Below are 19887 nucleotides of genomic sequence, written 5' to 3'. Positions count from 1 at the left end.
CTCCAAGCGGGCATGGACACTTCCATGCCCGCACCCTTTCGGAGGTTATTATGAAAAGCACCGAACAGATCGCCTCAATGGCGGAATTGCGTGCTGAGATTGATCGAATTGATTTGGGCCTGATCGAGCTTCTGGCGAAACGAGCCGAAATGATTGACCGGGCGATTGAAATTAAAGCTGCCGCTGGGTTGCCTGCCCGTATTTCCGAAAGGGTTGAAGAAGTCGTCGAACTGGTTCGGGTACACGCAGATTCGAAGGGGTTCGATCCCGAGTTTGCGGAGACACTTTGGAGGCAACTTATCGAGTGGTCCATTTCGCGCGAAGAGCGGGTTTTGGGCGAATCTGACAAGAGGGCGAAATAATGCGCGCTGCACTGATAGACGGTAAGTCGATTGCCGCCGAAATGCGGCAGGAGATTGCCAAAGAGGCTTCGGAACTCGCAGCGAAGGGTTGGCAGCCGAGGTTGGTGTCGATCTCCGTTGGCGATGCTGCGGCATCTGAAATTTATGTCAGGAACCAACAGCGAAGCGCCGAAAGCGCAGGCGTGCAATTCGAGGCACGCAATTACCCGAATGACATTTCAATGGAGCAACTCGTTGGTGTGTTGCAAGGCCTTAACGCTGATCCGCGTGTGAACGGGATTATCGTTCAACGTCCACTCCCTTCACATATTCCAGTCAAGACCCTTCAAAAAGCCGTCCATCCCTTAAAGGACGTGGAAGGGATGCACCCCGCATCGATCGGTAATATTGTTTATAACGATCTGCAATTGGGACCATGCACCGCTGTTGCGGCCGTTGAGCTCCTCAAGACATTGCCCCTGAAGATCGAAGGGCTGGACGTTACGGTCATCGGTCATTCTGAGATTGTCGGTAAGCCGATCGCGTTCCTGCTTATGGGGCTTGGGGCAACGGTCACGGTCTGCCACCACATGACACGATCCGTGGCTATGCATTCGCGGGCGGCGGATGCGGTTTTTGTCGCTGTTGGTAAACCCGGTTTGGTCACTGGCGACATGATCAAACCTGGTGCTGCTTTGATTGATATCGGCATCAACCGTGTCGACGGTAAGACAGTCGGTGACGCCGATTTCGTGTCTTGTGCCGAGGTAGCGGGATGGTTGACGCCGGTGCCTGGAGGCGTGGGGCCAGTTACTGTTGCAGTTCTTATGCGCAACGCAATTCATGCGACGCGGCTTCAGATGGAAGCATACAGCGACGCTTACGCTAAAACGGAGGTTTGATGATGGGTGCGACGGTTATTGATGGCAAAAAATTTGCCGCAGGTGTGCGAGAGCAAGTCGCGGCGCATGTTACTAAGCTGAAAAGCGAAAATGGGATCACGCCCGGTCTGGCCGTTGTATTGGTCGGTGAAGATCCCGCGAGCCAAGTTTACGTCCGCTCGAAAGGCAAACAGACTGTTGAAGTCGGTATGAATTCATATGAGCACAGGCTTGACGCTGATACGTCTGAGGCGGATCTCCTCGCGCTCATTGCGAAACTGAATAATGACCCAGATGTGCATGGCATATTGGTCCAACTGCCTTTGCCTGCTCACCTTGACAGTGATTTGGTGATCAATTCCATCGATCCGGCCAAGGATGTAGATGGCTTCCATATCTCCAATGTCGGTCTGCTCGGTACAGGACAGAAATCCATGGTCCCGTGTACCCCGCTTGGGTGCTTGATGATGCTGCGTGAACATCACGGTTCACTGTCGGGGCTTAGTGCAGTCGTTGTCGGCCGCTCGAACATTGTTGGCAAGCCTATGGCTCAATTGCTGCTCGGCGATAGCTGCACAGTGACAATTGCACATAGCCGCACGAAGGATCTACCTGAGGTCGTGCGCCAAGCTGATATTGTTGTTGCCGCGGTAGGTCGCCCCGAAATGGTTACTGGAGATTGGATCAAGCCAGGTGCGACCGTTATAGACGTTGGTATTAACCGTATTGAAGGCGCCGAAGGCAAAGCGCGTCTCGTCGGTGATTGTCACTACGAAAGCTGTGCCGCTGTTGCCGGCGCCATAACACCCGTTCCCGGTGGTGTGGGGCCGATGACCATTGCCTGTCTTCTGGCTAACACACTTACCGCCTGCTGCCGCGCAAACGACCTGGCAGAACCTGAGGGCCTAACCGCATAGTGGTAGAAAATTCTGCGGGGCCCCCTATCTTCATGGGGTAGGGGACACGCAAATTTTGTTGCGGCGGGGGACCATCTTGAGACAATTGATGCAATCAGTAGTGTCTCTTCGAAAAGCAGGACCTGTGCGCGCTGTGGCCGCCGCCACGATCACGGGCGCCGCTATTGGGGTGTCTGGGCCATTCGGCTCCTATCAGGCATTGGATTGGCCCGTACGTCTCGCTTACTGGTGCGCAGTTTGTGCGGCGGGTACGCTGATCGCGTTGATCCTTTCTCGATCTGTAGAGGGAGTTCTTGGTTCGTCGTCCTCCCGTTGGGTGCGTGACCTGCTTACGCTGCTTGTGTTTTCGCTCATCTGTACACCTGTATTCGTTGGCTTCAGTGCTGTTGTACTTCCTGTTGCTTCACTTTCACCTTCGTTTTTCCAGAAAGTGTTCATTCTGGTATTGGCCATTGGGGTTGCTCTGACAGTTGGGCGTATCCTTCTATTTGATTTGAACGGGTCATCTGCGGGTAGCGTTGCAGGGTTCAGGCCCGAACTTATCCGGTTGAAACAAAGGTTGCCCGATGACGCGACGGCAAACATCATCCATATCCGCAGCGAAGATCACTATGTGATTGTTCGGCTCGATGATGGCAGTACCCATCGCTTGTTAATGCGACTGTCTGATGCGATTGATGAGATGGACGGTGTCGAAGGTACCCAGGTGCATCGCTCGCATTGGGCTGCAAATTCCGCGATCAAAGACTTTGAGAAATCCGAGGGGAAATGGATCGTGCGTCTTTCGTCGAATGACGTCGTACCCGTCGGCAAGAAATATCACGAAACTGTCACGGCCTTGGTTGCGCACTTTGGTATCTCAGAACGGGACCGGAAGGGGCCTTGAGCCGCCGCATAGAACGGCGATACCACCGCTCGGGAACCACTTTTGTAGTTCCGGGGCTTTCACCGGCAGTCCTCCAGTATATAGACCAAAAGCGGGCATTATGAGCCGGGTGGTGTCATGAATGAACGCCGGGCGGAGCCGCCCCGAAGGCACTTTGTGCTTGGGGTGAAAATGCCCTGAAATTTCAAAAGCGTTATCAGTCGCTTCGTGCCGGAAAGTCAGCCCGCTCGTCGAGTAGGCAATTTTGCTTTGGCCTGCGACTGAAACAGGAGCGGGGTCGTGATTGCCGGCAATCCAAATCCATTCGCGCCCTGCCTGAAGAGTTGCGAGGGTATCGCGCTCTGTTTCAGATAGGCTGTTTTCGGCCAGTGGATCATCGAAGCTATCGCCCAAACAGACCACAATTTTGGGGTCAAATAGCGTTATGGCATCTGCTAGGCGACTAAGCGTTTCCATCGTCTCATACGGAGGTAGCAGGACGCCACGACTACGGGCGAGCCTGTCGGATTTGCCCAAGTGCAGATCGGAAACGCAAAGCAATTGTAATCTCTCAACCCAAAGCGCACCACTGTTCTGGGCTTCGAGAAGTGTGTCATTCAGTTGAAAGCGATAGCCTGTCATGATTTTTGAGCGCACTGGCTCGTCAAGGTCATTGTCGTCATCCGAGTCCTGCCGCACGAAGGAGTTTTTCAGCTTCACGTTCTTCTAGGCGTGCGCGCCCTTCACCATGAATTGGAATTTTCCCCGCTTCAAGCAGCAGCGGTGCGGCAAGTGGGCTGACCCGTTCGAGGTGCATGTGCCTTATGGCACCTTTGGTGCGGTGCAGCATTTCTTCAATCCTGCCAAAGTCGACAAGACCAGCTACAGCTTCGGACCTGGTCATCCTTAACAAGAGATGTTCAGGGTCATATTTTCGCAACGTATCGTACAAGATATCGCTTGAGAATGTGGCTTGTTTCCCGGACTTACGTTGCTGCGGACTGTTCCGTTCGATCAGGCCGGAGATCGTAGCGACGGAACGAAAGGTGCGTTTCATCACCGTATTACCAGCCAACCAGCCCTCCAGATCACTACGAAGGTTAGTATCGGAGAGCAGATTGGACCAGTCTTCAACACGCTCCAAACCCCATATCAAAGTGGCATAGTCAGTCGCGACGAAGCCAAGCGGGGCCAGTCCCGTTCGCTCCATCCGGTGTGTCAACAGCAGGCCGAGGGTCTGTTGGGCATTTCGACCTGCGAAGCCGTAGAGGCAGTTGTGCTGACGGCCGTCATGCTCGAAACTCTCAACGAGTAATTCGGCTGCTTGTGGGATTTTGGAAAACTGTGCCTGCAGTTTTAGCCATTCTTTACTTTTTTTCGGAAGATCAGCCCGCTCGGGATTATTGAGAATCTTCAATATTCCCTCTGAGAGCTGGAGAGATGTAGCGAACTTTGTTCCGTTGAATACCGCTACTTTTGGCGATTTCGAAGCTGAACTACTCACCTGAACTGTGAGTTCTTTCAAGGCGTCATAGCGGACAATCTTTCCGCCAATCAAGAAAGTGTCTCCAGGTGTGAGCGACGCGGCAAAGGCCTCTTCGACTTCACCGAGTGGCTGTCCGCCACCGCGCATCTTCACCTTCAGGGTGTCAGTGTCTTGGATGGTGCCGATATTCATGCGAATGATTGCGGCGGTTCGCGGGTCGCGGAGGGACCAGTTTCCGTGATCATCCTGCCTCAGACGCTTCCACTTGTCATAAGCGCGGAGCGCATATCCGCCGGTCGCGCAAAAGTTTAGGCAATCGTCAAATGCCTTTCGATCTAGACCTTTATACGCGCCGGCCGTTGTGACCTCTTCGAACAGGTCATTCGCATCGAAAGGGCTCGAACATGCGCGGACCAGAATATGTTGGCAGAGAACATCCAATGGCCCCGCCGCTTTTGCTGTTCCGTCCAGCGCGCTGTCCCTAACGGCATCGAGTGCAGCGATGCATTCCACGACTTCGAACTGGTTTGCGGGTACTATTATCGCTTTGGAAGGGGCGTTGTAGCGATGATTTGCACGTCCAATCCGCTGAACAAGTCGCTTGATGTTTTTGGGTGCCCCCACCTGAATGACAAGATCTACATTCCCCCAGTCAATGCCGAGGTCTAACGAGCCCGTGCAAACGATGGCCCTCATTTGGCCGTTGACCATCGCCTGTTCGACCTTTGCCCTGGCGGATTTCGACAGGCTTCCGTGATGGATGCCGATTGGGAGATCATCTTCATTCGCCATCCACAAATGGTGGAAAAAGATTTCTGCCTGTGCGCGTGTGTTGTGAAAAATCAGTGTCGTCTGATGTCGGCTGATTTCATCGAGAATATCCGGAATCGCGTGGCGTCCCCCGCCGCCCGACCAAGGCACGCGGTTCTCTGAGGTCAGCATGCGAATGTCGGGAGCGGGACCGGGATCGGCGAAAATGACTTTTGTTTGGGCCGGTGACGGCGCAATCTCCGCCGCCAGCGCTTCTGGTTGATCGACGGTGGCGGACAGAGCGATCCGGCTCATCTGGGGCGAAATGGCCTGGAGCCGCGAGAGTGCGAGCATCAGTTGATCGCCGCGTTTGCTTTCGCTGAGGGCGTGGGCTTCGTCGATGATAACCCGTCTCACCGTCGCGAATATTTTTGGTGCTTCCTCGTAGGATAACAGGAGAGCGAGGCTTTCGGGTGTCGTCAGCAAGATGTGAGGGGGATCTACCCGCTGGCGCCGTTTGGTCGTTTGCGAGGTGTCACCCGTCCGATCTTCGACGCGGATATCAAGACCAAGGAATTCGATAGGTTTGAGCAGATTTCTTTGGATATCCGCTGTGAGGGCTTTCAGGGGGGAGACATAAACTGTGTGAAGGCCGGTTTGCTGATTGTGCAGTAACTCTGCCAAAGTCGGCAAGAAGCCCGCCATTGTCTTTCCGCCACCCGTGGGCGCGATTAGCAGGACAGATCGCTCATGCGCATTTTCAAAGACAGCGCGCTGGTGGGGATGTACGTCCCAACCTTGCGCGGTGAACCACGAGGTTATTTGATGTGGAAAATGCGTCATGGACTGCAAATTGATATGCTCGATGTTCTCGTCAAGTTAAACCCTTTGGCTGGACATGCGCAGGACAGACGATATGAAGCAAGTATGAAAGAACTCGCCGCAATTGCTGAAAAAATCCGAAACGGAGACCGCCGTGCGCTATCGCGTGCGATTACGCTCGTTGAAAGTTTGCGTTCCGATCATCGCCAGCAAGCCCTTGATTTGCTTGCAGCATGTGGAACAGGACGCCAAGCACTCAGGATCGGGCTCTCAGGCACGCCCGGCGTAGGGAAATCGACATTTATTGAGAGCTTCGGTCTGTTTCTTGTCCGGCAGGGTTTGCGGGTCGCTGTATTGGCCGTCGATCCTTCATCCAGCCGTAGTGGCGGCTCGATCCTCGGAGACAAAACGCGCATGGCGCTGCTTTCGCGTGAGCCACATGCGTTCATTCGCCCTTCTCCGTCACAAACGCAGCTTGGTGGCGTCGCGCGGCGGACGCGTGATGCGGTGCATTTGTGTGAAGCGGCTGGCTTTGATGTTATTTTGATCGAGACAGTCGGAGTGGGCCAATCTGAAACCATGGTTGCCCAAATGTCGGACCTGTTCCTGCTCTTGCTTGCTCCGGCTGGGGGTGACGAATTGCAGGGCGTCAAGCGCGGCATAATGGAGATTGCAGATCTTATTTTGGTCAATAAGGCGGATGGGGATCTGCGCGCACAGGCGCAACGGACGTGCGCTGATTATTCTGGCGCGCTCCGACTATTGAGGAAACGACCACAAGACCCTGAAGGCTTCCCCAAGGCGCTGCTCGTTTCCGCTATCGAGGAGCAGGGTCTGGAAGCGGTCTGGGGTGAAATTCAGGCTCTCGCCGATTGGCGGCGCGAAAAGGGAATATGGGAGACGACCCGCAAGGCGCAGGCATTGCATTGGTTCTCTGAGGAAGTGCGATCGCAACTGCTTGAAGAACTTGTTCGAGATCCAAACCTCGCGACCGTTTTGGCGCAGGAGGAGGGCGCGGTAGCGCGGGGCGAGGCTGCGCCGGCGCAGGCAGCCGCGAAAATTGTGCGTCAGTTCATTGAGTCCAATAATGCTTGACTGCATCTCCCTTTGCCCCTATTTCACGCCGCCTGTAGGTGCTTGAGTTCTTTGAGCGCTGGGCGTTTGCCCATTTACCCAACCAGCCCTGGTGGCCGGAAAAAACAAAAAGGAATTTCCTATGTCGCGCAAATGCGAATTGACGGGCAAAGGCCCGATGACTGGCAACAATGTCAGCCACGCCAAGAACAGAACACGGCGTCGCTTTCTTCCCAACCTTCAGGATGTGACCCTTCAGTCTGATCTGCTCGGCCGCTCCTTCCGCTTCCGTGTATCCTCGGCTGCTCTGCGGACCGTGGACCACCGCGGTGGCCTCGATGCTTTCCTTGCAAAAGCGAAAGATAACGAACTGTCCGCGGCCGCTCTTAAAGTCAAGAAAGAGATCGCCAAGGCACAAGCCGGCGCATAACCATTTTTGGTTAGGTTTTTTTGGGGCCCGACGTTCTTAACGCCGGGCCTTTTGTTTTGTGCGCGACGATGTGTCATCGTCCCTATGATCCGGGATCGGCATACGCATGCGGGAAACATCAGGAGTTTTTCATGTTTAAGAAGCCTCTATCCATTATCATCGCTCTGGCGGTTTATTCGGTTTCCGCTCATGCGCAATCCGCCGACACGCTTACCGTGCACCATCCTTATGCTGTTTCAAGTGGTGCAATGGCGATGGCAGGGGCCGCTTTCATGGTCATTCACAACAATTCAGATGAAGATAGGAGACTGCTTGCCGTGTCTTCCGACGTGGCCGCGCGTGTCGAATTGCACACCAACATAGAAGATGAAAATGGTGTGATGAGAATGATGCGCATCGAGGGTGGAATTCCGGTCGTCGCTGGTGGCACGGCCGAACTCGCTCGTGGTGCCGACCACATCATGTTGATGGGTGTCGGCTCTGAATATGAAATTGGCACCGAGTTCCCGCTTACTTTGGTATTCGACGACGGAACTGAGATTCTCGTACAGGTCGAGGTAATGGCTGCAAACGCTGGTGGTGGGCATGGTGCCATGGAGGAACATATGTCTCACGGTGAAGACGGGCACAGTGAGCATCAAGGCGCTCACGATCATTAAGTTTGGTATCGATGCGCGTTCTTTTTGTCTGTTTAGGGAATATCTGCCGCTCGCCAACGGCTGAGGCTGTGGCGCGCGAAGTTGCACCGAATTGGACGATCGATAGTGCGGGCACCTCCGATTGGCATGTGGGAGAAGCGCCGTATGGCCCCATGAGGGAGGCCGCACGAAAGCACGGCCTTCATATGGATGAGTTGCGCGGGCGCCAGCTGGTAAAGGCCGATTTAGGGCGCTTTGATCTCATTATCGCCATGGACGAAAAGAACCGCGCAGCGATCGAAGCACTTGCGCCCGGGACGGATCGACCACCAATTCGATTATTGACCGATTTTAGCCCTGACGATGAGTGCGAAATCCCTGACCCTTACTACACGTTGGATTTTGAAGGCTGCATTGTATTGATCAAGAAGTGCATAGCGGGTCTGGTTGCTGCCTATCGTTGAATACCGCACTGTCTTTCGCCTATTCGCTCTAAACCCCTTGCAATAACACGCGATGCGCTGCATTCAGCCTGATAGTCTTTTGCCAGCATCCGGAATGAAATGACCGATCTTGCTCATATCAGAAACTTCTCGATTGTCGCTCACATCGATCATGGAAAGTCGACGCTCGCTGACCGTTTGATCCAGTCGACGGGCACCGTTCAAGATCGGGATATGAAGGAACAGCTCCTTGATGCGATGGACATCGAGCGTGAGCGCGGCATCACGATCAAAGCCAATACAGTACGGATCGACTACGTTGCTGAAGATGGCGAGAAGTATGTTCTCAACTTGATCGACACGCCAGGACACGTCGATTTCACTTACGAGGTCTCCCGTTCCATGCGCGCGGTTGAGGGATCATTGCTGGTGGTTGATTCCACCCAAGGGGTCGAGGCGCAAACACTTGCTAACGTGTATCAGGCAATTGATGCGGATCACGAAATCGTACCGATCCTGAACAAGATCGATTTGCCGGCTTCGGAATGCGATCGCGTTGCAGAGCAAATTGAGGATGTGATCGGCATTGAAGCAATGGATGCGATCCGCGTATCGGCGAAAACTGGTGTCGGTATCAAGGAAACGCTCGAAGCTATTGTCAAGAAACTGCCTGCGCCGAAAGGGGAGAGGAATGCTCCGCTGAAGGCAATGCTGGTCGATAGCTGGTATGACGCCTATCTTGGGGTGGTCGTTCTTGTTCGCATCATGGACGGTGTCCTGAAGAAGGGCGACAAGATCAAGATGATGCAAACAGGTGCATCATATGGCGTTGACCGAATCGGCGTATTTCGACCTGCGATGCAGAACGTGGATGAACTCGGTCCAGGGGAAATCGGTTTCTTAACTGCTTCGATCAAGCAGGTTCGCGATACCAAGGTCGGCGATACAATCACCCACGAGAAAAAGGGCGCGGAAACCCCGCTGCCGGGCTTCAAACCTTCGGTGCCGGTGGTGTTCTGCGGGCTTTTCCCCGTCGATAGCGCAGAATTCGAGGATTTGCGGGATGCGATCGAAAAACTGGCGCTGAACGATGCGAGTTTCTCATTCGAAATGGAAACCTCCGCCGCACTCGGTTTTGGTTTCCGATGCGGGTTCCTCGGTCTTTTGCATCTGGAAGTGATCCGAGACCGTATCGAGCGTGAGTACGATATCGAGCTGATCACAACGGCACCGTCCGTGGTTTATCATATCTTCATGAAGGACGGCACTCAGCGGGAGCTTCACAATCCAGCAGATATGCCCGATCTTACGCATGTCGACCACGTCGAGGAACCGCGTATCAAAGCAACTATTTTGGTTCCCGACGAATATCTTGGCGATGTTTTGAAATTATGCCAGGACCGTCGCGGTATCCAGCAGGATCTAACCTATGCGGGTAGCCGCGCGATGGTTGTATATGACCTGCCACTTAACGAGGTGGTTTTCGATTTCTATGACCGGCTGAAGTCGGTCACTAAAGGGTACGCCTCTTTCGATTATCACCTCACAGGGTATCGTCAGGATAATCTCGTCAAGATGCAGGTCTTGGTCAATGACGAGCCGGTCGACGCTCTTTCAATGATGGTGCATAGGGATCGTGCGGAGATGCGCGGTCGCGCCATGTGTGAAAAGCTGAAAGACCTGATCCCGCGCCACATGTTCAAGATTCCGATTCAGGCAGCAATCGGCGGCAAGGTCATCGCACGCGAAACCCTTTCGGCGTTGCGGAAGGACGTAACAGCCAAATGCTATGGTGGTGACGCCACGCGCAAGCGCAAGCTGTTGGACAAGCAAAAGGCTGGGAAGAAAAAGATGCGGCAATTCGGTAAGGTCGATATTCCGCAAGAGGCATTCATTAGTGCATTGAAAATGGACAGCTAACTTCAAAAGCATAAGGCGGGAAGCACTTCCCGCCTTATGCTTTAGTTACATTCACTGTCGTCCCAGTAAACATTGCGCATCGTTCTAAGGGTTCCGGGCAGGCGTAACATGGTGCCGATTCCCATGCGTTCTTCGTCACCTATTGCGAGCGCATATTCTCCAAGATTTGTGTCGTTGTAGACGCGCACATAATATGTGCCTGCCGGCAATTGCTGCGTGGAGCCAAAATCCTCGCCTATTTCTGGGCCAACCCAATACCAAGTCTTGCCATACTCTTCATACCACGGCCACCAATCGAAATCGTCTCCGTCTCGGCTGTCAATGACCTCGAGCCGGTCGTTCAAAATGTCGAAAGAGAAAGTCCGTTGCAGGTCGCAGGCATCCAGTTTGGGCGCGGTAATCCCGACATAAAAATCAAAACTGTCCGTCGCGCTGAAGCGATAGTACTGCGCGTCACCTTGCAATGTGGAAAAGATCGCCTTCGAATGCTCTGGATCTTCGATCACCATCGGATCGCGCAATGTTTTGGCGCCATCATCTATGATGGGCGTGTGTGCCTGCGCGGAAGTGATTGCGCTTAGCAAGAAGCCGGCAGCAGAAAAGGACAATTTGTTCATTTAGAGCGCCTTTGAATATAGAATGCAAAGTATACGTTAGATTACACCAGTTGGATCATAAGAATGGATTGCGAACGGAAGTTCAGCTCATTTGAAGGAACGCTCGGACTGCCGCTTCGAATTCTCTGGGTTTCTCGGCATGGAGCCAGTGCCCTGCGCCGTTCAAACGCGCAAATCGCGCCTTTGGGAATAGGTCTTTGATAATCATTTTATGGTTTGGCTCGACATAGTTTGAAAGCGCCCCTGATAGGAAGAAGGTTTCCCCCATAAAAGTCCCGTCTGGGTTCGGCCAGCCAACAATATCAGACATATGTTTTTCGAGAATATCGAGATTAAGCCGCCACCGTTTCTCTTTCATGTCCAGACTTTGCAGAAAGAATTCGGCCAAGCCCTGATCAAGCCCGGTAAGTTGCTCTAAAGCGTCAGCACGTCGTTCGATCTTTGTAAGATCGACCCTCCGCATGGCGAGAATATTTTCGACTGGGTTGTGCGAGTAAGCTACTGGGGCGATGTCTGCGACAATGAGTTTGTTCACCATTTCGGGCCGCGTGAGCGCGAGCATCATAGCAGCCTTTCCCCCCATTGAATGCCCGATGACATCGACGGGGCCGCCCATCTTGCTCACAACCTCTGCGAGGTCATCGCCCATGTCATGATATGTATGGCTATCGAACCATGGGCTGTATCCGTGGTTGCGCATGTCGACCGCACTCACATCGCGAATATCCGATAGACGCTTTGAAATTATCCCCCAATTGCGCGCAGAGCCATACAGCCCATGTACGACTAGCAGCTTCGGACGACCGTTTTGAGTTTGTTGTACGACGTTCAGCATGTGCCTAGACTCATCCAGCTTGCCAATTATGTTCCAGTCTAATGAAAAAAGGGGCGCCGAAGCGCCCCTATACCAAGTGACTCGAGCTGATCAAAGTGACGGGTAGAGCGGGAACTGAGCGCACAGTGCTTGCACTTCGCTGCGTACCTTCGCCTCCACCTCTGCGTTGCCCTCTTCGCCATTGGCTGCAAGCCCATCCACCACTTCGACGATCCAGTCAGCAATTTGGCGGAACTCTGCTTCAGAAAAACCGCGCGTGGTGCCAGCTGGCGATCCAAGGCGGATACCCGATGTGACGGTCGGTTTTTCGGGGTCGAACGGAATGCCGTTCTTGTTGCAGGTGATATGCGCGCGACCAAGTGCCTTTTCAGTGGCGTTCCCCTTGACGCCCTTGGGGCGCAGGTCGACCAGCATGACGTGGCTGTCAGTACCGCCAGTCACGATATCCAATCCGCCTTTCATCAACTGATCTGCAAGGGCTTGAGCGTTCTTGATGACCTGCTCCTGATAGAGCTTGAATTCAGGTCGCAACGCTTCACCAAAAGCAACTGCCTTTGCTGCAATTACATGCATCAGCGGACCGCCCTGAATTCCAGGGAAAATCGCCGAGTTCACTTTTTTCGCAATTGCTTCATCGTTTGTGAAGATCGCGCCACCCCTGGGGCCGCGCAGGGTCTTGTGGGTGGTCGTCGTGGCGACATGCGCATGCGGGAACGGAGATGGGTACAGTCCAGCGGCAACGAGGCCTGCGAAGTGTGCCATATCAACCAGCAGATATGCGCCAACGCTGTCGGCGATTTCGCGCATCTTCGCGAAGTCGATGATACGCGGAATGGCAGAACCACCGGCAATGATCATCTTGGGCTGGTGTTCGGTTGCGAGAGCCTGAACCTGTTCATAGTCGATTAGGCTATCTTGTTGGCGAACACCGTATTGAACAGCATTGAACCACTTGCCCGACTGGTTCGGGCGTGCGCCATGCGTCAGGTGGCCACCTGCGTCGAGGCTCATGCCCAGGATCGTATCGCCGGGCTGAAGAAGCGCTTGGAACACGCCTTGGTTTGCCTGTGAGCCGGAGTTTGGCTGTACGTTGGCAAATGCGCAATTGAACAGTTCGCATCCACGTTCGATTGCCAGGTTCTCTGCGACGTCCACATATTCGCAGCCACCGTAGTAACGCCGCCCCGGATACCCTTCGGCGTATTTGTTTGTCATTACCGACCCTTGTGCCTCCATGACGGCGGCAGAGACGATGTTTTCAGAAGCGATCAGCTCGATTTCGTCGCGCTGGCGGCCCAATTCGGAGCGGATTGCACCAAACAATTCTGGATCGCGGGAAGAAAGGCTTTCGGTGAAGAAGCCGGAATCACGGGTCGTGGCGTTCATGTCGGTTCCTCTCATGAGGGGTTTCGTTGACGGATCATTAGGGGCATTGATGGGAGAGGTGAACCCTCGAAAACGTCATATTCTTCTTGAGAAGCGAAGCAATTTGTCGCGTCTCTTTCTGAAGGGCAACAATTGTTGATCATGGTGACCGCAGTGTTTGAGGTGGATCAGAGCAAAGGTGGCTAGCAAAATCTGAGAGATTTGTTAGCAAGATGGTACGAGAAACATTTTCGCTCAGAATGGAGCAAGATGAAGAAGATTGCCTTTACCGCAGGAGATACGTCAATTGCGCAGGATGCCAAAAGCGTTCTGATCGAGAGATATGGCAATTATCCCATTGAAGAGGCGCAAGTAATCGTAGCTCTGGGCGGGGATGGCTTCATGCTCCAGACGCTGCATGACACACAAGAATTTGATGTGCCTGTCTATGGAATGAACCGTGGCACGGTCGGTTTCTTGATGAACGAATACCATGAAGACGACCTTCTCTACCGGCTGGAAGCCGCAGAAATCGCCGTGCTAAACCCTCTGCGCATGGACGCAGTTTGCGTTGATGGACGCCAAGCAGCGGCTCTAGCCATTAACGAAGTCTCGCTGCTGCGTGAGGGGCCGCAGGCAGCAAAATTGCGGATCTATGTTGATGGGCGGCTCCGCATGCAGGAACTGGTTTGTGACGGAGCCCTCATCGCTACTCCTGCGGGCTCTACCGCTTATAATTACTCCGCTCACGGCCCGATTTTACCGATTGGCGCGGATGTCCTCGCATTGACGGCGATGGCGGCTTTCCGGCCGCGGCGTTGGCGCGGAGCCTTACTTCCCAAGTCCGCAGAGGTGCGTTTTGAGGTGATCAATCCACAAAAGCGCCCGGTGATGGCAGATGCGGATAGTCGTTCCGTTAGGAATGTCGCTACAGTGACAATCCGGTCAGAGCCGACAATCAGGCATCAAATTCTTTTCGATCCAGGCCACGGGTTGGAAGAACGGCTCATTCAAGAACAATTTGCCTGAGCCATGGCTGTCTTTCACTAGCCAAATGTGACGACTGCCATGATTACGGTGAATACAGCCGACAAAAGAGCGATTTGACCCATCATCTTCATCCGCGCTGGGTCTGGTGCTTTTCCAGCCGCGATCGCGCGGCGCTTGGTAATCTGAATGCCAGTCAATGCCCCGGTGAGGCCAAGAACACCGAGCATTTTCAAGTTGAAGCTGGCGGTAAGCTCGCCAAATCCACCGTATTTGGCAAATACCATCCAGATGCCGGTAACCCAGAGCAATATCAGCGCGACATATCCTACATTGCCAACGCGGGATTGAAGTTTTGCAAGCGCCATCGCGCTGCTTGGTTCCTCGTTTGCTGACTGTGCCCCCGCAATAGCAGTTGCGACGCCACCGCCAATTCCTACCGCTAGCGATAAGAAATGAATTGTCATTAAAAGCGTTTCCATGGTTTGCCCCTCCGTAACATAATCAGAGTAAACAACGGAAACGCCGCCGCTCAAAGGAGATTCAGCTGCCTTGCGCGTATCCCAAAGACTGTACCGCCGCGCGTATTTCATCAAGGATCGCCGGATCGTCGATGGTGGCCGGCATCTTGAAGCCTTCGTTATCTGCAATCTTCGCCATTGTGCCCCGCAGTATTTTTCCTGAGCGGGTCTTGGGTAGTCGGTCGACGACGACAGCTAATTTAAAGGCCGCGACAGGTCCGATTTTTTCGCGGACCAGTTTCACGCATTCAGCGATGATATCGGCGTGATCCTTTTCACATCCTTTGTTGAGGCAGAGAAACCCCATTGGGAGCTGACCCTTAAGCTGATCAGCAACGCCAATCACCGCGCATTCGGCCACGTCTGGGTGGCTTGCGAGGACTTCCTCCATGCCGCCGGTCGAGAGCCTGTGACCGGCAACGTTGATAACGTCATCGGTACGGGCCATGATGTAAAGGTAGCCGTCCTCATCGATCATGCCGGCATCGCCGGTTTCGTAATAGCCTGGGAAAGTGGTCAAATAAGATTTGCGGAAGCGATCATCGGCATTCCATAGCGTTGGCAACGTACCCGGGGGCAGGGGGAGTTTGACTGCGATGGCGCCAAGCTCACCATTGGAAACGGGATTACCACCTTCGTCGAGGATCTGAACGTCGTACCCGGGCATAGCGACAGTCGGCGATCCTATTTTAACAGGCAGCGCCTCAATCCCTGCCGGATTGCCTGCAATGGTGTAGCCCGTTTCGGTTTGCCACCAATGGTCATAGACGGGGACGCCCATGACACGCTGCGCCCACTCGATCGTATCGGGGTCCGCCCGCTCCCCGGCGAGATAAAGCGCTTTCAGTTGCGAGATATCGTAGCCTTTGATCATTTCGCCTTGCGGGTCGTCGCGTTTGATGGCGCGCAGTGCCGTCGGTGCCGTGAAGAAGGCTTTGACGTTATATTCTGATATCACGCGCCAGAAGGTGCCCGCATCAGGTGTGCCAACAGGCTTACCCTCAAATACAATCGTTGTATTGCCGTGGATCAGCGGCGCGTAACAGATGTAACTGTGCCCGACGACCCAACCGACATCCGATGCCGCCCAGAAAACATCACCGGGATCGACATTATAGATGTTCTTCATGGTCCAGTTGAGCGCAACCAGATGGCCGCCGGTCGGACGAACCACCCCTTTGGGAGCGCCAGTCGTACCGGATGTATAAAGAATATAGGCAGGGTGGTTGCCCTCTACCGGGAGGCAATCAGCGGGTGCAACGCCTTGCTGGAATGCTTCCCATTCGAAATCACGTCCGGCGATAAGGTCCGCTGCTGCCTGCTCCCGTTGCAGGATCACGCAGAACTCGGGTTTGTGCGTCGCCATTTCAATTGCGCCATCGAGCAGCGGCTTGTAGGCCACTATCCTTCCCGGCTCGATCCCGCAGGAACCCGCAATAATTGCTTTTGGGGTTGCGTCGTCGATGCGAACGGCAAGCTCGTTTGCCGCGAACCCACCAAATACCACCGAATGGATCGCGCCGATTCGTGTCACTGCAAGCATTGAAATCAGAGCTTCCGGCACCATCGGCATATAGATGATGACGCGGTCACCCTTTTCGATACCTTTGGCGCGCAGCGCACCCGCAAGCGTGCTCACGCGGGTCTGTAGTTCGCTGTAGCTGATATTAGATTTGGTGCCTGTGATTGGGCTGTCGTAGATGATAGCGGACTGATCGCCGCGCCCTGCTTCTACATGCCGGTCGACTGCGTTGTAGCAGGTGTTGACCATGCCATCAGAGAACCACTCGTAGAGAGGCTTGTTTTCGTCGAAAAGAGCTTTCGTAGGCTGTTTGTCCCACGAAATGGCTTGTGCCTGTTCCATCCAAAAGGCATCGGGATTCCGCTGCCATGACGCGTATACGTCTTTGAAGCCCATGATCGTGTCCTCCTCTATTCCCCTACGGTGTTAAGGAGAGGCGCGGGAGCGAGCAAGTTTTCAAATTGCAAACCCGCGCGACTGCGACAAAAGTTTGCACTTATTTGCCTGTCATAATTGCAAATATTTGCAAAATGTAACTGCGTTCGCATTTCCGTGCGATGCCGTCACCCCTTTTGCAAAACGCCGGACCCTTATCTGTTGTCTGATTCCATCTAGCCGTAATGCGCAACTGGCGTGCCAGCCAGTGCTGACATGTTGAGCAGTCCCCTCGCTGTGATCGATGGGGTGACGATATGTGCCTTGTTTTGCATGCCCATCAGGATCGGCCCGACTTCGAGGCCGCCACCTTTCATCTTGAGAACGTTTCTAACGCCGGATGCGGCGTCGGAATTTGCAAATACAAGCACATTCGCTGGCCCCCTCAAACGACCGCCAGGGAAAATGCGTTCGCGCAATTCCACATCAAGTGCGGAATCGACATGCATTTCACCTTCGTACTGATAGTCGCGTGGTTGCGAGTCCAAAATCTCTAGCGCTTTGCGCATCTGGCGTCCCGTCTGACAATCTAGATTGCCGAACTGGGAATGGGAGCAGAGCGCGATTTGTGGTGTCAGGCCAAAGCGCCGCACATGCCGTGCGCAGCCGGTAACGGTTTCGGCAATTTGCTCAGGCGTCGGGTTGGGGTGTACCTGCGTGTCAGCGATGAATAGCGGCCCATCCTCGAGGATCATCATACTAAGTGCGCCGACTGGATGCCGGCCATCTCGGCCAAGTACCTGAGAAACATAGTTCAGGTGCCACAGAAATTGCCCGAAGGTTCCGCAGATCATGCTATCTGCTTCTTCTCGGTGTACCATGACAGCGGCGATGGCCGTTGTGTTGGTCCGCATGATCGCTTTTGCAAGATCTGGGGTGACGCCCTGTCGCGCCATGAGCTGGTGATAGGTGCTCCAATAATCACGGTATCGGGCATCGTTCTCTGGATTGACGATCTGTACATCAATGCCTGGCCTTATTTTCAGGCCCGCGCGCTCACAGCGTGCTTCTATCACTTCTGGTCGTCCAATCAGGATCGGCGCGTCGGTTGTTTCTTCCATGATTGCCTGAGCGGCTCGCAGCACGCGTTCATCCTCGCCTTCGGCGAATACTATCCGGCGGGCAGATTGACGTGCTGCATCAAAAACCGGACGCATCAGCAGCGCGGATTTAAAGACAGAGCTGTCCAATTGCGCTTTGTAGGCGGCAATATCTTGCAACGGTCTAAGCGCCACGCCCGACTGCATCGCCGCTTGCGCAACCGCAGTGGCAACAACGCCCATAAGCCTTGGATCAAAGGGCTTGGGGATCAGGTATTCCGGTCCGAATGTGAGCTGTTCGCTACTATATGCAGCGGCCGCTTCCGCGCTGGTCGTGGCGCGCGCGAGCGCTGCGATGCCTTCTATGCAAGCAATCTTCATTTCGTCGTTTATCTCGGTGGCGCCAACATCAAGCGCACCTCGGAAGATGAACGGGAAGCAAAGGACGTTATTCACTTGGTTTGGAAAATCGCTCCTGCCTGTCGCAATAATTGCGTCCGGCGCGACTTCTCGCGCCAGTTCGGGGGTGATTTCCGGGTTTGGGTTTGCGAGCGCGAAGATGATTGGCCTGCCGGCCATTTCCTTGACCATTTCCTGCGTCAAAACCCCTGGTCCAGAGAGGCCTAGAAACAGATCTGCGCCGTCGATGATATCGATCAGCTTTGCGGGCGTCGTTCCTTGTGCGTATTCCGCTTTCTGCGGTGTCATGTCCTTTACACGGCCCTCGTAGACAAGCCCTTCCAAATCGCAGAGGAATACGTTCTCGCGCCGCACGCCCAGCTTGAGCAGCATGTTTAGGCACGCGATTCCTGCGGCGCCGCCTCCGGTTGAGACGACCTTGATATCCTCAAATCGTTTGCCTGCAATTTCGACCGCGTTTCGCACAGCGGCTCCTACAACAATCGCCGTGCCGTGTTGATCATCGTGAAAGACCGGAATTTTCATCCGTTCGCGACAGATTTTTTCTACGATAAAGCAGTCCGGCGCCTTGATGTCCTCAAGATTGATCGCGCCGAAGGTTGGCTCAAGCGCGCAAACGATGTCAGCAAGTTTTTCAGGGTCCGTTTCGTTCACTTCGATATCGAAACAATCGATATTGGCGAATTTTTTGAAAAGAACCGCTTTGCCTTCCATCACAGGCTTGGAGGCAAGTGCGCCGATATTACCGAGGCCAAGCACAGCGGTTCCGTTCGAGACGACTGCCACCAGATTTCCGCGTGCGGTATAATCTCGTGCAGCGTCTTCGTTGGCTTTGATTTCGATACATGCCTCGGCCACCCCTGGGCTATAGGCGCGTGCCAGATCGCGGCCATTCGCAAGCGGTTTGGTGGCGCGAATTTCCAATTTTCCGGGTTTCGGCGAGCGGTGGTACTCAAGCGCAGCCTGGCGGAGCGCTTCTCTCGTTTGATCGGTCAAAATTGGCCTCCATTGATGGATTGTTTAATGTTAAACTAATCTAGCTCCGAGGAAAAGGGCTTTCGCTTTTGCGTGTGGAGATCGGTGAGTCTGGCCGTGCCGCTCGACCCTTTCTATGGGTTGTTATTATTGGTGAGTTGCGCCACGATCTCATTAAATTTGAGTAATTGGTCAAAAGGTGTGGCGATGTCATTGATGGATGATGCAAGAGCGGTGCGCGAGCGAGCTTATGTGCCATATTCGAACTTCAAGGTGGGTGCGGCACTGCGTGCCAGTTCCGGCACAGTCCATGTTGGTTGCAATGTGGAGAACGTGGCCTACCCCGAAGGAACCTGCGCTGAGGCGGGGGCAATTGCGGCAATGGTGGCCGCAGGTGACCTCGACATTCAGGAAGTTGCTGTCATTGCGGATAGCCCGACCCCTGTCAGCCCATGCGGCGGTTGTCGTCAAAAGCTGGCTGAATTCGGTAAGGCTGATACGAAAGTCGTTCTTGGTACGACGGACGGTCTGCTGATCGAAACAACCATTGGAGAGCTTTTGCCAAGTGTATTCTCGACGGAGCATATGGCGCGGAGCTGATAC

19 protein-coding genes are annotated in these 19887 nt (G+C 54.1%); 11 read left to right on the top strand and 8 right to left on the bottom strand.

Annotated features, from left to right (window positions below; all coding sequences use genetic code 11):
* The first annotated feature begins 50 nt into the window (after positions 1-50).
* The 4 genes from AB1E42_RS12465 to AB1E42_RS12450 all read left to right on the top strand — a co-directional run bounded on the left by AB1E42_RS12465 (position 51) and on the right by AB1E42_RS12450 (position 3025).
* Positions 51-362 carry a chorismate mutase gene (locus tag AB1E42_RS12465; RefSeq protein WP_368344556.1) on the top strand — a complete coding sequence of 104 codons (312 nt, stop codon included), beginning with the start codon at positions 51-53 and terminating at the stop codon, positions 360-362.
* Complete coding sequence (locus AB1E42_RS12460; protein WP_368344555.1) at positions 362-1243, top strand: bifunctional 5,10-methylenetetrahydrofolate dehydrogenase/5,10-methenyltetrahydrofolate cyclohydrolase; 882 nt, start codon at positions 362-364, stop codon at positions 1241-1243. Before AB1E42_RS12465 ends, AB1E42_RS12460 begins: the two co-directional genes overlap by 1 nt.
* Positions 1244-1245: 2 nt before the next feature.
* Positions 1246-2139, top strand: a complete 894-nt coding sequence (gene folD / locus AB1E42_RS12455) for a bifunctional methylenetetrahydrofolate dehydrogenase/methenyltetrahydrofolate cyclohydrolase FolD (protein WP_368346431.1) — start codon at positions 1246-1248, stop codon at positions 2137-2139.
* A gap of 124 nt (positions 2140-2263) precedes the next feature.
* The gene (locus tag AB1E42_RS12450; RefSeq protein WP_368344554.1) at positions 2264-3025 is read left to right on the top strand and encodes a LytTR family DNA-binding domain-containing protein; all 762 of its coding nucleotides are present in this window, start codon (positions 2264-2266) and stop codon (positions 3023-3025) included.
* Here AB1E42_RS12450 and pdeM read toward each other — a convergent pair.
* Entirely contained in the window at positions 2999-3724 is a 726-nt protein-coding gene (gene pdeM, locus AB1E42_RS12445; protein ID WP_368344553.1) for a ligase-associated DNA damage response endonuclease PdeM, read from the bottom strand. The genes AB1E42_RS12450 and pdeM overlap by 27 nt on opposite strands.
* A complete protein-coding gene (locus AB1E42_RS12440) occupies positions 3684-6083 on the bottom strand; it encodes a ligase-associated DNA damage response DEXH box helicase (RefSeq protein ID WP_368344552.1) in 2400 nt (799 codons plus the stop codon). Before AB1E42_RS12440 ends, pdeM begins: the two co-directional genes overlap by 41 nt.
* Positions 6084-6167: 84 nt before the next feature.
* Between AB1E42_RS12440 and meaB the strand changes: the two genes are divergently transcribed.
* The 5 genes from meaB (at position 6168) to lepA (ending at position 10567) form a co-directional block, all read left to right on the top strand.
* Positions 6168-7157 (top strand): methylmalonyl Co-A mutase-associated GTPase MeaB, encoded by a 990-nt coding sequence (gene meaB / locus AB1E42_RS12435; RefSeq protein WP_368344551.1) that lies wholly within the window; start codon positions 6168-6170, stop codon positions 7155-7157.
* Between the two features lie 121 nt (positions 7158-7278).
* The gene (gene rpmB / locus AB1E42_RS12430; RefSeq protein ID WP_368344550.1) at positions 7279-7566 is read left to right on the top strand and encodes a 50S ribosomal protein L28; all 288 of its coding nucleotides are present in this window, start codon (positions 7279-7281) and stop codon (positions 7564-7566) included.
* A 131-nt stretch (positions 7567-7697) separates the two neighbouring features.
* On the top strand, positions 7698-8225 hold the full coding sequence (locus AB1E42_RS12425) for a copper chaperone PCu(A)C (RefSeq protein ID WP_368344549.1): 528 nt from the start codon (positions 7698-7700) through the stop codon (positions 8223-8225).
* An 11-nt stretch (positions 8226-8236) separates the two neighbouring features.
* Positions 8237-8668 (top strand): low molecular weight protein-tyrosine-phosphatase, encoded by a 432-nt coding sequence (locus AB1E42_RS12420; protein ID WP_368344548.1) that lies wholly within the window; start codon positions 8237-8239, stop codon positions 8666-8668.
* 99 nt (positions 8669-8767) lie between these two features.
* Positions 8768-10567, top strand: a complete 1800-nt coding sequence (lepA, locus tag AB1E42_RS12415) for a translation elongation factor 4 (protein WP_368344547.1) — start codon at positions 8768-8770, stop codon at positions 10565-10567.
* 41 nt (positions 10568-10608) lie between these two features.
* Here lepA and AB1E42_RS12410 read toward each other — a convergent pair whose 3' ends face one another.
* The 3 genes from AB1E42_RS12410 to glyA form a co-directional block, all read right to left on the bottom strand.
* Positions 10609-11184: a hypothetical protein gene (locus tag AB1E42_RS12410; protein WP_368344546.1), complete on the bottom strand. Its 576-nt coding sequence runs from the start codon at positions 11182-11184 to the stop codon at positions 10609-10611.
* 82 nt (positions 11185-11266) lie between these two features.
* Positions 11267-12019: an alpha/beta fold hydrolase gene (locus AB1E42_RS12405; protein WP_368344545.1), complete on the bottom strand. Its 753-nt coding sequence runs from the start codon at positions 12017-12019 to the stop codon at positions 11267-11269.
* Between the two features lie 90 nt (positions 12020-12109).
* Positions 12110-13405 carry a serine hydroxymethyltransferase gene (glyA, locus tag AB1E42_RS12400; RefSeq protein WP_368344544.1) on the bottom strand — a complete coding sequence of 432 codons (1296 nt, stop codon included), beginning with the start codon at positions 13403-13405 and terminating at the stop codon, positions 12110-12112.
* A 249-nt stretch (positions 13406-13654) separates the two neighbouring features.
* Between glyA and AB1E42_RS12395 the strand changes: the two genes are divergently transcribed.
* Entirely contained in the window at positions 13655-14413 is a 759-nt protein-coding gene (locus AB1E42_RS12395) for an NAD kinase (RefSeq protein WP_368344543.1), read from the top strand.
* Between the two features lie 17 nt (positions 14414-14430).
* Here the strand turns inward: AB1E42_RS12395 and AB1E42_RS12390 are convergent, their stop codons facing one another.
* From AB1E42_RS12390 to AB1E42_RS12380, 3 genes are all read right to left on the bottom strand, one after another.
* Positions 14431-14838: a hypothetical protein gene (locus tag AB1E42_RS12390; RefSeq protein WP_368344542.1), complete on the bottom strand. Its 408-nt coding sequence runs from the start codon at positions 14836-14838 to the stop codon at positions 14431-14433.
* Positions 14839-14914: 76 nt separating this feature from the next.
* On the bottom strand, positions 14915-16810 hold the full coding sequence (locus AB1E42_RS12385) for a propionyl-CoA synthetase (protein WP_368344541.1): 1896 nt from the start codon (positions 16808-16810) through the stop codon (positions 14915-14917).
* A 215-nt stretch (positions 16811-17025) separates the two neighbouring features.
* Positions 17026-19305, bottom strand: coding sequence for an NADP-dependent malic enzyme (locus AB1E42_RS12380; RefSeq protein ID WP_368344540.1), 2280 nt, complete (start codon positions 19303-19305; stop codon positions 17026-17028).
* A 186-nt stretch (positions 19306-19491) separates the two neighbouring features.
* Here AB1E42_RS12380 and AB1E42_RS12375 point away from each other — a divergent pair, with 186 nt between their 5' ends.
* The gene (locus AB1E42_RS12375) at positions 19492-19884 is read left to right on the top strand and encodes a cytidine deaminase (RefSeq protein ID WP_368344539.1); all 393 of its coding nucleotides are present in this window, start codon (positions 19492-19494) and stop codon (positions 19882-19884) included.
* Positions 19885-19887: the final 3 nt, after the last annotated feature.

Origin of the sequence: Pelagovum sp. HNIBRBA483 (assembly GCF_040931995.1) — a bacterium.
GTDB lineage: Bacteria > Pseudomonadota > Alphaproteobacteria > Rhodobacterales > Rhodobacteraceae > JAEPMR01.
This window is presented reverse-complemented; position numbering and strand designations above follow the sequence as displayed.